General features: G+C 62.8%; 22 protein-coding genes and 1 pseudogene. 13 read left to right on the forward strand and 10 right to left on the reverse strand.

The features are described from left to right. Positions 1 to 320, reverse strand: a pseudogene (locus VFL62_RS13690) (DUF2380 domain-containing protein); the annotation flags it as partial. A gap of 199 nt (positions 321 to 519) precedes the next feature. Between VFL62_RS13690 and VFL62_RS13695 the strand changes: the two are divergent. Continuing rightward, positions 520 to 780 carry a hypothetical protein gene (locus VFL62_RS13695; RefSeq protein ID WP_325172916.1) on the forward strand — a complete coding sequence of 87 codons (261 nt, stop codon included), beginning with the start codon at positions 520 to 522 and terminating at the stop codon, positions 778 to 780. A 62-nt stretch (positions 781 to 842) separates the two neighbouring features. Then, positions 843 to 1,658 (forward strand): arylamine N-acetyltransferase, encoded by an 816-nt coding sequence (locus tag VFL62_RS13700; protein ID WP_325172917.1) that lies wholly within the window; start codon positions 843 to 845, stop codon positions 1,656 to 1,658. Positions 1,659 to 1,667: 9 nt separating this feature from the next. Here VFL62_RS13700 and VFL62_RS13705 read toward each other — a convergent pair whose 3' ends face one another. Beyond that, on the reverse strand, positions 1,668 to 2,102 hold the full coding sequence (locus tag VFL62_RS13705; protein ID WP_325172918.1) for a hypothetical protein: 435 nt from the start codon (positions 2,100 to 2,102) through the stop codon (positions 1,668 to 1,670). A 183-nt stretch (positions 2,103 to 2,285) separates the two neighbouring features. On the opposite strand from VFL62_RS13705, the gene VFL62_RS13710 reads away from it, so the two are divergent. Then, positions 2,286 to 2,711 (forward strand): YeeE/YedE family protein, encoded by a 426-nt coding sequence (locus tag VFL62_RS13710; protein WP_325172919.1) that lies wholly within the window; start codon positions 2,286 to 2,288, stop codon positions 2,709 to 2,711. A 1-nt stretch (position 2,712) separates the two neighbouring features. Further along, the gene (locus VFL62_RS13715) at positions 2,713 to 3,180 is read left to right on the forward strand and encodes a DUF6691 family protein (protein ID WP_325172920.1); all 468 of its coding nucleotides are present in this window, start codon (positions 2,713 to 2,715) and stop codon (positions 3,178 to 3,180) included. Between the two features lie 5 nt (positions 3,181 to 3,185). On the opposite strand, the gene VFL62_RS13720 is transcribed toward VFL62_RS13715, so the two are convergent. Continuing rightward, a complete protein-coding gene (locus VFL62_RS13720) occupies positions 3,186 to 3,593 on the reverse strand; it encodes a hypothetical protein (protein WP_325172921.1) in 408 nt (135 codons plus the stop codon). Between the two features lie 269 nt (positions 3,594 to 3,862). On the opposite strand from VFL62_RS13720, the gene VFL62_RS13725 reads away from it, so the two are divergent. Both VFL62_RS13725 and VFL62_RS13730 read left to right on the forward strand, forming a co-directional pair. Then, positions 3,863 to 4,117, forward strand: coding sequence for a hypothetical protein (locus VFL62_RS13725; protein ID WP_325172922.1), 255 nt, complete (start codon positions 3,863 to 3,865; stop codon positions 4,115 to 4,117). Positions 4,118 to 4,355: 238 nt separating this feature from the next. Next, positions 4,356 to 4,706: a hypothetical protein gene (locus VFL62_RS13730; protein WP_325172923.1), complete on the forward strand. Its 351-nt coding sequence runs from the start codon at positions 4,356 to 4,358 to the stop codon at positions 4,704 to 4,706. Positions 4,707 to 4,727: 21 nt separating this feature from the next. On the opposite strand, the gene VFL62_RS13735 is transcribed toward VFL62_RS13730, so the two are convergent. Beyond that, positions 4,728 to 5,216, reverse strand: a complete 489-nt coding sequence (locus VFL62_RS13735; protein WP_325172924.1) for a DnaJ domain-containing protein — start codon at positions 5,214 to 5,216, stop codon at positions 4,728 to 4,730. Between the two features lie 239 nt (positions 5,217 to 5,455). Here VFL62_RS13735 and VFL62_RS13740 point away from each other — a divergent pair, with 239 nt between their 5' ends. Next, entirely contained in the window at positions 5,456 to 6,226 is a 771-nt protein-coding gene (locus VFL62_RS13740; protein ID WP_325172925.1) for an SDR family NAD(P)-dependent oxidoreductase, read from the forward strand. A 4-nt stretch (positions 6,227 to 6,230) separates the two neighbouring features. On the opposite strand, the gene VFL62_RS13745 is transcribed toward VFL62_RS13740, so the two are convergent. Further along, positions 6,231 to 6,512 carry a hypothetical protein gene (locus VFL62_RS13745; RefSeq protein WP_325172926.1) on the reverse strand — a complete coding sequence of 94 codons (282 nt, stop codon included), beginning with the start codon at positions 6,510 to 6,512 and terminating at the stop codon, positions 6,231 to 6,233. A gap of 139 nt (positions 6,513 to 6,651) precedes the next feature. On the opposite strand from VFL62_RS13745, the gene VFL62_RS13750 reads away from it, so the two are divergent. Then, complete coding sequence (locus VFL62_RS13750; RefSeq protein WP_325172927.1) at positions 6,652 to 7,131, forward strand: collagen-like protein; 480 nt, start codon at positions 6,652 to 6,654, stop codon at positions 7,129 to 7,131. 7 nt (positions 7,132 to 7,138) lie between these two features. On the opposite strand, the gene VFL62_RS13755 is transcribed toward VFL62_RS13750, so the two are convergent. Together VFL62_RS13755 and VFL62_RS13760 are read right to left on the reverse strand one after the other, a co-directional pair. Next, the gene (locus VFL62_RS13755) at positions 7,139 to 7,462 is read right to left on the reverse strand and encodes a hypothetical protein (protein WP_325172928.1); all 324 of its coding nucleotides are present in this window, start codon (positions 7,460 to 7,462) and stop codon (positions 7,139 to 7,141) included. 17 nt (positions 7,463 to 7,479) lie between these two features. Continuing rightward, positions 7,480 to 7,746, reverse strand: coding sequence for a DUF2277 domain-containing protein (locus VFL62_RS13760; RefSeq protein ID WP_325172929.1), 267 nt, complete (start codon positions 7,744 to 7,746; stop codon positions 7,480 to 7,482). Between the two features lie 130 nt (positions 7,747 to 7,876). On the opposite strand from VFL62_RS13760, the gene VFL62_RS13765 reads away from it, so the two are divergent. From VFL62_RS13765 to VFL62_RS13775, 3 genes are all read left to right on the forward strand, one after another. Further along, on the forward strand, positions 7,877 to 8,914 hold the full coding sequence (locus VFL62_RS13765; RefSeq protein ID WP_325172937.1) for an alpha/beta fold hydrolase: 1,038 nt from the start codon (positions 7,877 to 7,879) through the stop codon (positions 8,912 to 8,914). 151 nt (positions 8,915 to 9,065) lie between these two features. Further along, positions 9,066 to 9,419, forward strand: coding sequence for a hypothetical protein (locus VFL62_RS13770; RefSeq protein WP_325172930.1), 354 nt, complete (start codon positions 9,066 to 9,068; stop codon positions 9,417 to 9,419). Between the two features lie 95 nt (positions 9,420 to 9,514). Further along, entirely contained in the window at positions 9,515 to 10,120 is a 606-nt protein-coding gene (locus VFL62_RS13775; protein ID WP_325172931.1) for a pyridoxamine 5'-phosphate oxidase family protein, read from the forward strand. A 140-nt stretch (positions 10,121 to 10,260) separates the two neighbouring features. On the opposite strand, the gene bfr is transcribed toward VFL62_RS13775, so the two are convergent. Both bfr and VFL62_RS13785 read right to left on the reverse strand, forming a co-directional pair. Further along, complete coding sequence (gene bfr, locus VFL62_RS13780) at positions 10,261 to 10,749, reverse strand: bacterioferritin (protein WP_325172932.1); 489 nt, start codon at positions 10,747 to 10,749, stop codon at positions 10,261 to 10,263. 129 nt (positions 10,750 to 10,878) lie between these two features. Next, on the reverse strand, positions 10,879 to 11,154 hold the full coding sequence (locus tag VFL62_RS13785; RefSeq protein WP_325172933.1) for a (2Fe-2S)-binding protein: 276 nt from the start codon (positions 11,152 to 11,154) through the stop codon (positions 10,879 to 10,881). 572 nt (positions 11,155 to 11,726) lie between these two features. On the opposite strand from VFL62_RS13785, the gene VFL62_RS13790 reads away from it, so the two are divergent. Both VFL62_RS13790 and VFL62_RS13795 read left to right on the forward strand, forming a co-directional pair. Beyond that, positions 11,727 to 12,035 (forward strand): hypothetical protein, encoded by a 309-nt coding sequence (locus VFL62_RS13790; protein ID WP_325172934.1) that lies wholly within the window; start codon positions 11,727 to 11,729, stop codon positions 12,033 to 12,035. 238 nt (positions 12,036 to 12,273) lie between these two features. Next, on the forward strand, positions 12,274 to 12,540 hold the full coding sequence (locus tag VFL62_RS13795) for a hypothetical protein (RefSeq protein ID WP_325172935.1): 267 nt from the start codon (positions 12,274 to 12,276) through the stop codon (positions 12,538 to 12,540). 168 nt (positions 12,541 to 12,708) lie between these two features. Here VFL62_RS13795 and VFL62_RS13800 read toward each other — a convergent pair. Continuing rightward, on the reverse strand, positions 12,709 to 13,108 hold a 400-nt coding region (locus VFL62_RS13800), incomplete at its 5' end, for a peptidoglycan-binding protein (protein ID WP_325172936.1).

Here is a 13,108-nt window from a genome sequence, read left to right on the forward strand (position 1 = left end):
CGGCTGGCGTCGATGAATTTTTGCGGCTGCATGTTGATTGGCGTGCAGGGCGGATCGGCGCATTCGAGCGGCTGCACCTGAAACTCGCCTTGCGCTGTGAGGCTCTCGCGCAGGAGTTCGGCAAACCGCGCCATCCGCGCCTGATGCGCCGCGCGCTGATCCCTGACTTCGCCCGAGGTGTCGATGTAATCAAAATCGGCAACGGCAATCGTGAGCGGCGCCGCGGCCTGCGCAGGCCCGACCGCAAACGCATGCGGAAGCGACAGCGCGGCTGCGAAGCCGATCGTCGCGATCGCAGCTTTGGTGCCTGCCCGTCTCATTGCCTGATCTCCGATATCCCTTCCTGTTCGGCATCATAGCCGATCTCGCTGCGCAAGCCACCGATCACGCGCTTGCTACTGGCGCGAGCCATTCTTTTGCCGCAGGACACAGCCGTCAGCGCCGTCATTTGCGTGGGCCGTCACGGGCCACCCTGGGGCGCCTGGGGATCATCAATTCACCACTGAAGGAGAAACTTTCATGCGTCGCATCACCGCTCTTTGCGCCGTCGCCGGCATCCTCGCTTCGAGCGCCGCGTTTGCCCGGCCCATGCCGCAGACCGGCTATTATGTCATCCGCTGGGACAACACCGGGGTCTGCCAGATCTGGAATACGGAGTTGAAGGAACAGCCGGTGCACTTCATGTCCGACTACAAGGTCGTCAGCAAGCCGGTGCCGACGTTCACGGAAGCGGCCAGCGTCCAGGACAAGCTGCGCTTCGCGCATCGCTGCACGCTGTAAACCGCCAGCCGGTTTTGCCAGCGCTCCCGTGAAATGGTATCGCCGGCGCACGGGAGCGCATCATGGACGGCGAATTTCACCTGCACGATTATCTGAAGCGGATCGGCTATAGCGGCACGCCCGCGGCCGATCTCGCGACGTTGAAGACGCTGCAAGCGGCGCATCTTGCCGCGATCCCGTTCGAGGCGATCGATCCTTATCTGCGTCGTCCGGTGCAGCTTGATCCCGCCGCTATCCAGGCCAAGCTGGTGCGTGGAAACCGCGGCGGCTATTGCTTCGAGCAGAACCTGTTGTTCAAGGCGGCGCTGGAAGCGCTCGGCTTTGCGATCACGGGGCTGGCCGGGCGGGTGCGCTGGATGGCGCCGCCGGAGAGTCCGCTGGGGCCGAAGACGCACATGCTGCTCAAGGCCGAACTGCCGGAGGGCAGCTACATCGTCGATGTCGGGTTCGGCGCCTGCCTGCTCGACGCGCCGCTGCAATTTGCGACCGACATCGAACAGCAGACCGCGCTGGGCACCTATCGCCTCAGCCGGTCAGGCGAGTTGTTCGCGCTCAGCGCCAAACGGCAGGGCGCGTGGCGGACGATGTACGTGTTCGACACCCAGCCGCAGCTTCAATCCGATTACGAGCTCGGCAACTGGTTCACCTCGACCAATCCGTCGATTCCACTGACCACCCGGCTGATCGCCGAGCGCGTCGTCGACGGGCGGCGCTACCGCCTGATCGACCGGCTGGTCTCGACCGAGAGGCGCGACGGCGAAGTGGCCGCCGAGCGCACGCTGCAAAATGCGAACGAACTGGACGAGGTGCTGCGCGATACCTTCGGGATCACGCCGCCGGTGCCGGCTGATGAGATTTTCAGGCGGACCGGCGGTTAAAGCAAAGTCTCAGTGCAGCGTGATCGCGAGCCCGCTGAGATCCGCATTCGCCATCAGGCCGACCTGGGTGCCTGACAGTTCGAGCACCACGCCGCGCGCGTTGGTGAGCAGGATGCCGCGCACGCCGGCGCCGACCACGATGCCTGCGCCGCCCGCCGCATAGGCGCCGGCAATGTCGGATGGCCGATAGATATTGTGGACGCGGCCGCGCAGCACGGCGCGCGATCCGCCGAACACGAGGCCATAGTCGATGCCGCCAACCCCGAGCGAATAGCGCCGGCCATGGAAATCCAGCACGCCGCCGCCGCCATTGCCGCCGATGATCCAGCCGCCCTTGTAGATCGTGAGCTGGACATAACCTTCGTCCGCTTGCGCGGCTGAGGCGAGGCCCGCGCAAGCAACCAGCGCAAGGACGATCGTGCGAACGGCAGACAATAGTTTCATAGTTTCCCCCAAGGTTTCCCGGTTCAAGGCAGTCGAATCGTTGGCGGGCGGAGTTTAGCCGACCGAAAGCGCCGGCAAAAAGGCGTTGGCCGTCCGTGCGATGCAAATGTTAGAAGAGACCAGCCGCACAGGCGCCGCTGTCGTGGCCGTTCGGCGGTCACGGCTGACCACAGGAGGTAGGACATGCACGATTTCACGCCCCTAAGTGGATTGATCGGCGGCGCGCTGATCGGCCTTGCATCGGCACTGTTGATGCTCTCTGCCGGCCGCATGGCCGGCGTCGCCGGCATCCTCGGTGGCGCATTGACGGCGACCAGCGACCGCGCCTGGCGGCTCGCCTTTGTCGCGGGGCTCGTTGCCGCGACCTTGACCGGACCGCTGCTGGGCACATCGGGGCCGGCGCGGCTGTCGTCGTCCAATCTGGTGCTCTACGCCGTTGCAGGGCTCCTGGTCGGATTCGGCAGCCGCATGGGCAACGGCTGCACGTCAGGCCATGGCGTTTGCGGCTTTGCCCGTGTTTCGGCGCGCTCGATCGCGGCGACGCTGGTGTTCATGATGGCCGCGATCGTCACGGTCGCGCTGGTTCGCCACGGCCTTGGAGGATCATGACATGGCGCTGATCCTGGCGAGCTTTGCCTGCGGTCTCGTATTCGGCCTTGGACTACTGATCTCCGGCATGACCGAGCCGGAAAAAGTTCTCGGCTTCCTCGATGTCTTCGGCGCATGGGACGCGACGCTCGCCTTCGTCATGGCGGGCGCGGTGGCCGTCGCCGGCGCGGGTTTTGTCATCGCGCGGCGCCGGCGCGCGCCGCTGTTTGCCGCGCAGTTCTCGTGGCCGACGCGCGGCGATATCGATGCCCCGCTTCTGGCCGGCTCGGTACTGTTCGGGATCGGCTGGGGCCTGTCGGGGATTTGTCCTGGACCGGCGCTGGTGAACCTCGCCGGACTTTCCACGCCGATCCTCGTCTTTGTCGCGGCGATGGTGCTTGGCATGTTCGGCTACGAGCTGTGGCAGCGCCGGAAGGCGGCGGGCACGGCCGCAACCAGCGCCGCTGTGGCGGCGGCGTCGGACGGCTAAAACCTTTACGTCTTCTCCGCCGCCTCAAGCCGGTTGAACTCGGCCTTGACCAGTTCGTGAAACACGTCCTTGTCGAGCACGCCGGATTTGCGGAAGGGCGCAGCCGCGAGCGCGTTGACCACGGCGTCGTGAACCTCAAGGCCGCCTTCGGAGTGTTTCACCATGCCCCATTTCATCAGCTTCTTGTCGGCCACGATTTCCGTGAAGCGCTTGAGCCGCAGGCTCAGGCTCAAATATTCCTTGGGGTCGGGAAATTCGCGCTTCACGGCGAGCATGCCGCGCAGCGCCGCAGGCTCGTCCTCGCCGGTCGTCCCGTCCGGATCGGCAACCAGCGCTGACTGGTAAATGCCGAGCGCCTGATGCAGCCGCTCCGGCGCAACGGGGTTTACCTTCTCCTCGGCCGCTTCAATCATCTTGTCCTCCCGCGCAGGGCCACTCTCGTCCGCGCAATGCCCGGCGCCCGCGCCAGCCAAAGCGCTTTACCGTCAACCGCAGCGGCTTTGCAAGCCGGCGACGAAACCATTTTGAAATCAAACTGAAACGCGATCGTTTGAACCGGTTCCACGCTGGCCGACACTCATGGTCGTTCGGGCCGATCCCCCGGTCCGACAGACACGTCTTCCCGCAAAGGACCTCCATCAGCAGGTTCAGCGGGGCACCAACCATACTTAAGGAGATAACCATGCATCACATCCGCACCATTGCCGCTGCCGCCTTTGTTGCCGCCACCGCCTTTGCCGCTGCGAGCCCGGCGCAGGCCGCGCCCTTCCACGTGATCAAGTACGCCGACACCGGCTACTGCCAGATCTGGGATAACGGCTTTCCGACCACGCCGTGGCCCACCCACTACACGGTCATGACCCACCGCCAGCCGACCCTCGAGCGTGCGGTCGCGGTCAAGGACTTCCTGCTGCGCAAGCACTACTGCGCGCTGTAAGCAGCAACATTCGGAAACGGCGGGCACCGGCTTTCGACAAGATCGTGCCCGCCAGCGCCACCGGCCTGAAGTCCCCGCTCACCAGCGGCGAATTCGACCAGGGACTTCCCCGCAGCGGCCATGGAATCGACCGCCCGCGAACTAAAGTGGCGCTCGACAGGAACAGCAGGTACGGGTTGAGCGTTGACCTCGCCCGTGCCTTTCCCTCTCATTCCACCCCGAGTAACGGGAGGTTTGATTGCTCCATCAATTCTCCGCAAGCACGACCACTTTCATGGGTGCGCGGGATGGCGCACATGAGCGTCGGCTCAAGGAAGCGATCTCCGTCCTGCTCGATCTCGACACGACCGTGGCGCGGGCCTACCTCGTCCGTGCGAGCTTTGACGGTACGACCTTCGTCGCCGTCCTCGGCCTCCTGACCCACGACCGGAAACAGAGTGGAAAACTGGCGCTGCAGATGGATCGCGCTTTCGGGGCGCTGTTCAACACCGAGGCACATCTCGACGTCGTGTTTCTCGACGGCGAAAGCGAGGTGCAAATCCGCAAGGCCTGCGCGCCGTTCTATCATTGCCGCGCCCGCTACCACTGACGGCTGACGCCGCGGCGAGCACTAGCGCTGCGGCCTGCGCCGCTGCCTCAGCAACGCTTCATGCGCGGCCGATATTCTCAGGAAATCCTCCGCCCTGCCGCCTGCATCCGGGTGCACACGCTTGGCGAGCAGTTTGTAGGCGCGATGGATTTGGCTCTCGCTCAACGGCCCGTCGAGCGGCAGCCCCAACAGCTTGCGCGAAAGTTCTTCGACCGTGAGCAGTTTCGGCGATGCCGAGCGCTGGCCGAAGTGTGGTGCCGTGAGTGCCGACATCACTTCCCGAATGACGGCAAGCCGTCGACGCGCCGCGACGATGGTGGCGTGGTCCGCGCCGGCCTCCGCAGCACATCGCAAGATCGGCAGCGCCTGGGAGGCCGCCTGGCGCAGCGCTTCGTCGTCGCTCGTGCCCGCGATCCGTTGGGCGAGGTGTATCGCTTCGGCATAGTCAGGCGCATGCGCCGCCCAGATGCGGTCGAGCTCGAGCTTCCATTCCGAGAGATGTCGATCCATGGGCAAACACCGCCAGGCCCATGACACCCCCGGATCGCTAAAGCTTTACGTTCCGATTGCCGCTAACTTGAATCGAATTGCAGCGGAGGCGACAACACGCGGTTGCCTCCCATCCTATCGACGCCGGCTTGTGGTCTCCCGGTCACATTGCGCCGCAGCATGACAGGCTTGCTCCTGAACCGACCTGCGGCCTGCACAAGCGGGTGTTAAGCTTGAGAAAACAAAGCGCGGAGAAAACCATGCCCGGCCTTCTGGAAAATCATATTGCCGCCGTCACCGGCGCCGCCTCGGGTATCGGCCGGGCGATCGCGGCCGGCTATGCGCGCGAGGGCGCGCAAGTGGCGCTGATCGACATCAACGAGCAGGCCGCCTCCGAAGCCGCCGAAGAAATCCGCCGTGCCGGCGGTCTGGCGTCCAGCTTCAAACTCGATGTCACCAAGCGCGAGGATTGCGTCGCGCTCGCGAAGCGCATCGGCGAGCAGGTCGGAAAGGTGTCGATCCTGGTCAACAATGCCGGCATCAATCGCCGCAACGCCTTTGCGGGCGAGGCCGCCGCCATGATCAAGGACTGGGAAGACATCATCTCGATCAATCTGAACGGCGTGTTCAACGTCACACACGCGTTCCTGGAACAGATCCGCGCCACCAAGGGCCGCATCGTCAATATCGCTTCGATCCAGTCTTTCGTGCATGTGCGCACGCCGAATTCGGCAGCCTACACGACATCCAAACACGGCGTGCTCGGCTTCACGCGGGCGCTCGCGGCCGAACTCGGCAAATACGGCGTGCGCGTCAACGCCATCGGCCCCGGCCTGATCGAAACGCCGCTCAATGCGGCGGTGCGCGCCAACAATCCGGAACTGGTGAAAGTGTTCATCGATCACACCCCGCTCGGACGCGCCGGCAAGCCGGAGGACATCGTGGGGCCGGCGATCTTCCTCGCCTCCGATCTCTCCGCCTACGTGACCGGATCGATCGTGATGGCGGACGGCGGCTATCGCGCGATCTGACCGGTCAGCGCGAGTGGATCGTCTGCTTCTTCGCCTTCAGCTTTCCCTGCATCTCGCGCAGTCTGTCGGCCCACACGCCGAACATCAGGATCAGCGCGATCATCGCCACGCTGCCGGTCATCAGCTCGAGCGAGCGCAACAGGAATGCAGTCTGCACCATCCACGATGGTTGCGGCTCGTCGGCAAACGCGATCGGCACCACGTCGGGAACGAACGTCCGCTCCAAACCGAATGCGGCGAAAAAGACTGCTGCGAACAGCAGAAATACCCTCAGGCCCGGATTCATCGCGATCTCCTCTTCATCGCTTCTTTAGTCATGATAGGCCTGGCAAGGTTTACGATTGATGTTGATCAATCCCCCGTACAATTGCTGGCGTCGTTCTTCCTCTGCTAAGAGAATGATGAAAAATTAAGGAGATGCGCCAGTGGCGAACGACACCACCGGCCGGCGAGGACCGCCGGGACCGCAGGGTCATCCCGGACGGCCGGGTCCCGAAGGCCGGCGCGGCAAGCCGGGGCCGCAGGGCAAGGCTGGAAAGCCGGGGCCGCAAGGCAAACGCGGCGAGCCGGGTCCTCAGGGTAAACAAGGCATTCAAGGCGAGAAGGGTCCGCGCGGTGAGGCCGGGCCAGCCGGTCAGTTGCCCTCCATCGATCAGGTGCTGCCTTGGCTGCATCAATTATTCGAGGCCTATGACGACTACAAGCGCCAGCGCGAACGCGAGGCATTAGAGACCGCCGAGCGCGATGCGGCCACGCAACGGGCCTTCGCCGAGCAGGATCACAACGAGGCGTTGTTCGAGGAGGGCGACGACGAAGGCCGCGACAAGAAGCGGAAGAAGAAAGATAAAAAGGACAAGAAAGACAAGAAACGCAAACACAAGGACAAGCAGAAAGACAAAGAGTGACGCCGCGCTATGGATGCGGCGCCTGATTTCGTACCTTGCTAAAATGCCGGGCCAGATAGAGCGCGATGATGAGCCCGCCGATCAGCGCGACGACGCATAGCGGCCATGGCGGCGGCAGTTGCGGCAGGAAAATGTAGAGCAGCGCGCCGCCGATGGCGATGTTGCAAAAACCCCAGAGCACATTGACGATCGCGGAGGATTCTCCGACGCCCGGCGGCGAGGCGAACGGCGTCTGAAAGCGGTTGCCCGAGATGCCCTGCACCACGTGCGGAATGGCGTTGGTGAGAAATGCGCCGGCGAAAAACCAGCCGACATAGACATACCAGACCATGAGAGATCCCTTTGACGCTAGCCAAACCTGAGCCGCGATCGCTCCCTCGCCTTCTCGGCCTCGACTTCCCGGTCACGCGCGGGCGCGTGGGTGTGCAGCGAGCTCAACAGCCGATGGGCGGCCACGGAAACTTCCTCGACCGCGCGGTTGAAGGCGGCCTCATTGCCCTGTGACGGCTTGTTGAAACCGGACAGCTTGCGCACAAATTGCAGCGCGGAGGCGTGAATTTCTTCATCGGTCGCCGGCGGCTCGAAGTTGAACAGCGTTTTTATGTTTCGGCACATTTTGATCTCCCTCCACTCCCGCGTAGAATAGCAGTCCCGCTCTTCCAAGGGTCAAGCTCGCAGAGCCAATATCTCGCAAGGCCAATGTCAATATAGAGGCATGTCTCCGATGCGCCATCTCCCCTTCTCCATGCGTCCCTTGTTCCTTGCTGCGGCCTTCTCGGCGTTATCGGCCGCGGCCATGGCCGCCGCGGACTATCCGGCGCCCAAGCAGGGCGACTTTATCGCCCGCGACTTCAAATTCCATGGCGGCGAGGTGATGGCGGAACTGAAGCTGCACTATACGACGGTTGGCGAGCCGGCCAGCCAGCCGGTGCTGGTGCTGCACGGTTCCGGCGGCTCGGCCGCCAGCATGCTCACGCCGGGCTTTGCCGGCGAGTTGTTCGGCCCCGGTCAACCGCTCGATGCATCGAAATACTACATCATCATTCCCGATGGCATCGGTCACGGCAAATCCTCAAAGCCGTCCGACGGCATGAAGACCGCATTTCCGAATTACGATTACGACGACATGGTCGAGGCGCAATATCGCCTGGTCAAAGAAGGCCTCGGCATCACCCATCTGCGGCTCGTGATCGGCAATTCCATGGGCGGCATGCATGCCTGGCTCTGGGCCGAAAAATATCCCGACATGATGGATGCCGTGGTGCCGATGGCCTCGCAGCCGACGGCGATGGCGGCGCGCAACTGGATTTTGCGCCGGATGATGCTGGAGACCATTCGCAACGATCCTGACTACAACAATGGCAATTACACCAGCCAGCCGCGCATGATGAAATACGCGGTCGCCGCCTATGGCTTTGCGACCTCGGGCGGCACGCTCGCCTATCAGGCGCAGGCGCCGACGGCCGCCAAGGCCGACCATATGGTCGACGAACGGCTGGCCGCTCCGCTCACAGTCGACGCCAACGACTTCATCTATCAGTGGCAGGCCTCGCACGACTACGACGCCTCGGGCGGCCTTTCGAAGATCGAGGCCAAGCTGCTGGCGATCAACGCGGTCGACGACGAGCGCAACCCGCCAGAGACCGGCGTCACGCTTGATGCGCTCAGTCATGTCAAATACGGCAAGATCTATCTGATCCCGGCCTCCGAAGAGACGCGCGGCCACGGCACCACTGCGAACGCAATATTCTACAAGGACCAGATCGAACGCCTGCTGCGCTGAAGAAGCCGCAAGGCAAAGGCCTAAGAGCATCGCCGATTTCGCGCCGCATCAATTTTGAGTGCACCGCGAACGCATATTATTTGAGCGTGCATCATAAGAACGTCTCGGGCCTAATCGCATTGTTGGATTCGGCAATCGCCGCGAGGATCGGATGCGCAAGCTCGTTCCCATTGCCCTGTTACTGGCGTGTTGCGCACTGGCGGGCACAGCGCTCGCTTTCGACAATGGGCAATATGACAACGTTCCGCCCGATATCCGCGCCTGGTTCAAAGGCGTGATCGCCCCGAACGGCGTCCCCTGCTGCGACATTTCCGACGGCCACCGCACCGAATACGATTTTCGCGCCGGCGCCTACTGGGTGCCGATCGAAGGCCAGTGGATGGAAGTGCCAGCGCGTGCCATCATCCGCGACCGCGGCAATCCGGTCGGCGAGGCGGTGGTGTGGTATGTCCATCACCGCGGCAGCATCGTCATCAGCTGCTTTGTGCCGGCGGATGCGGTCTGAGCTTCATCAGTCCTCGCAATGACGGCGTGCAAAATTGACCCATGACCCGGCGATGGCCGGCTGGTACGCTTGGGGCCGAACCAAGGAGCACTGCCTTGACCGATGTCACCTCCGCCGATCTCGCCACGATCTACGCCATGCCGACCGCACGTGTGATCGCCAAAGCCCGGCCTGAAATCGACATTCACGCGCGCAAGTTCATCGAGATGTCGCCGTTTTGCGTGCTGGCGACCTCGGGTTTGGATGGCAGCGTCGATGCCTCGCCGCGCGGCGGCCATCCCGGCTTCGTCCGCGTTGAAGGCCCGAGCGAACTGCTGATGCCCGATCGTCCCGGCAACAATCGCATCGACAGCTTCAAAAACATCGTTGAAGGCACCGGTCTGTTGCAGATGATCTTCTTCGTGCCCGGCTTCGACGAGACGCTGCGCGTCGGCGGCCGCGGCACCTTGACGACGGAGCCGGCACTGATTGCCGCTATGGAAGAGTTCGGCAAACTGCCGCGCGCCGTGCTGCGCATCGAGGTGTCCGAGGCCTATTTCCACTGCGGTAAGGCCTTGATGCGGTCCAAGCTTTGGTCCCGCGACACCAAAGTCGAGCGCGAGACGTTTCCGTCGATCAGCCAGGTGATCCACGACCAGACCGGGCTGGGCGAGCCGGAAACGCAGACGCAAGTCGAAGCGCGCTACAAGACGCAGCTGTAAATATCAGTTCGGCTGGTCCCGGCCGAAGCGTGAGCCGGCGCCCATAACCACAGACAGATACTGTCGGCTGGTCGGCCGTCCGCGCCTTGTCGATAGATTCCGCGGTATGGGTCCCCGCCTTCGCGGGGACGACGTGCAGATCAGTGCTCTTCCTTCTCGAGCCCACCCACATGCTTCTGGGTGTAGAGCTCGAGCCCGATCCGCCCGATCAGGTCGAGCTGGGTTTCGAGGAAGTCGATATGGTGTTCCTCGTCCTTCATCAGGCTCTCGAACAGATCGCGTGAGACATAGTCCTTCACGCTGTGGCAGTAGGTCGCCGCCTCCTGATAGAGGTTGCGCGCGCTATGCTCGGCCGCCAGATCGCACTCGATGATCTCCTTGACGTTCTGGCCGATCCGCAAGGGATCGAGCACCTGCATGTTGGGAAAGCCCTCGAGAAACAGAATGCGGTCGGTGAACTTGTCGGCGTGCTCCATCTCCTCGATGGATTCCTTGCGCCAGGTCTTGGCCATCTCGAGCAGACCCCAATTGTCCAGCAAGCGATAATGCAGCCAGTATTGATTGATGGCCGTGAGCTCGTGGCGCAAACCCTTGTTGAGATAATCGATGACCTTGGCGTCGCCTTGCATGATGTCTTCCTTCTCGGCCGGTACCGCTTGATGCTGTAGCGCATCGTCCGCCAAAGTTTAAGCGGTTTGGCGGGATTGTGAATCGTGCAGAGCGCGGAAAGGGGGGCCGCAAATCAGTTGGTTCAGGCCTCACCCGGCGACGGCAAGCGGAAGCGCGGGTTCGACCGGAAATTCGTGGTGATGCTCGGCCGCGTGGCTGTGCGGACAGCCGGCACAGCAGGCCTTGGCGCAAGCGCCCAGCGCTTCGTCGATGATCGTCTTGATGGTGCGCGCGCAGCGACCGCACTCGGCACTGCATCCGAGGCATCCGTAGAGCTGCTTGGCGTTGCGGGGAAGATGCTGCGAACTCTCCACGGCAGTGCGGACGTCGTGGTCGCTAAGCACGTTGCAAGAACAGACGATCATCTAAAACGGCAGGCCCATCGCTGATTGGAGCTTTTCGATATTGAAACGCTTCGTGAGATGCAAAGACAAAAACGCGGTTTTGAAGTGATTCCAAAGTGATGCGGCCGCTACTCTGGAATGAATCTAAAAAACACCGATCGCGGTAAATCAAAATGGGCCTGGCGATTTTCAGTCGCCTGCGCTGTCACCGCCACCATCGCTGCTGCCGCTATGCCCCGCTCCGCTGCCGAAATCCCCGGAATGACCGTGTCCGCTGAGCCAAGCGGCATCGTCGCCGCCATTCGTGCCGGCTGAACCGTCGTTACCTGCCCCTCCCTTGCGGCGCCCGCCGTGCCAGAGCACCGCGGCGGCGGTGATTGCGACCAGGACAAGCGGTAAAACAGCGCCACTCACGGGCCCGCTCCCCACCGAGGCCGGTTTATTTTGTGCATTGCACAATAGACCCGCAAGTTATTGGATTGGGCCGGCATTATGACCTGCTCGTTCATTGATCGTTCAAGCAAAATGTGGAACTTTCCCAGACGGACCCACTTGGATAGCGCGTCTCGTATTCAACTCAGAAAGGTGATGCCATGAGGAAAACTCTGGTGGCTCTGGCGACCATCGCCACGGTGGCTTTTGCGGCCGCGGCTCCGGCCCATGCCCAGCGGGGCATTGGCGCGGCGATCGCCGGCGGACTGATCGGCGGTGCCATCGTCGGCGGGGCGATCGCATCCAGCCCGTACTACTATGGCCCCGGTTATTACTATGGCCCCGCGCCCTATTACGCACCCGGCTATGCCGCCGTCGCCGAGCCGCCCTATGGCGGTTGTTACTGGCAGCGTCAGCGCTTCTGGGATGGTTATGCCTGGCGGATCCGCCGCGTTCAGGTCTGCGACTGAGGACCGTTCATCTTCATTAAATCGGGCGGGATGACCCCGTCATTCCCGCCTGATTTCAAAGAGCGTGCGGAAATTGCGGCCCGAAAAAACCGTTTTTGCAACGGATGTGCTAAGGACGTTCACTTTGGGTTGACCGTTGTGCGCCCCTCCGGCGACAGGGTACAACCTGAGTTCGGCGTACGAATCAATTTAACCCCTGGCGCTTAAGCGGCGCCGCATCTCCAGGAGAATCCTGAACATGAAGAAGACATTTGCTGCGCTTCTTGCGGTCGCAACGGTCGCCGGCGCGCTCAGCGCGACCCCGGCGAACGCCCAGCGCGCGCTTGGCGCTGCGATTGCCGGCGGCATCATCGGCGGTGCGATCGTTGGCGGCGCAATCGCGAGCCAGCAGCAGCCGGCTCCCGTCTATGTGGATCCTTACGCGCCCCCGCCCTGCCGCTGGGTACGTGAGCGTTACTGGGATGGCTACGACTGGCGCTTCCGTCGCGTTCAGTACTGCGATTGACGGTCGCTTCGCCTAAGTAAAATGCGTTCAGCAAGATCTGGCGCAATTCGATCTGCGAAAGCCCGGCCATTGCGGCCGGGCTTTTTGTGAGCCGCCCTTGTCCACGCGAGGACGCGGCTTATTTTGCACCGTTCGCTAACGGCATCGCGAAGGCTCGGCCTGCTCGGGTTAGCGCGCCGTGGAAAGCGAACGCAGCACCGCCTCGCTCGGCCAGCAGTCCACCTTGAGCCCGGCCTGTTTCTGATAGGCGCCAACCGCCGAACGCGTCTTCATGCCGGCCTTGCCGTCGATCTTGTCGGCATAGAGGCCGATGCGTGTCAGGCCGCGCTGCATGGCCTCGACGTCCTTTGTGCGCAACTGCGTCGATGCCGACCATGGCGTCGCGAACGGGAGCGGGCTCACCATGCGGTCGGCGAGATGGCCGACGAACAGCACATAGAGATCGGAAAAATTGTATTCCTTGATCGCGTAGTAGTTCTTGAGCGTCAGGAATGCCGGGCCGTAGGTGCCCTCGGGCAGAAGGAGCGAAGCGGGCGCGGCAAGCTCGGCCGCATTGGGTTTGCGGCCA

It is taken from the genome of Bradyrhizobium sp., assembly GCF_035701725.1.
Taxonomy (GTDB): Bacteria; Pseudomonadota; Alphaproteobacteria; order Rhizobiales; family Xanthobacteraceae; genus Bradyrhizobium.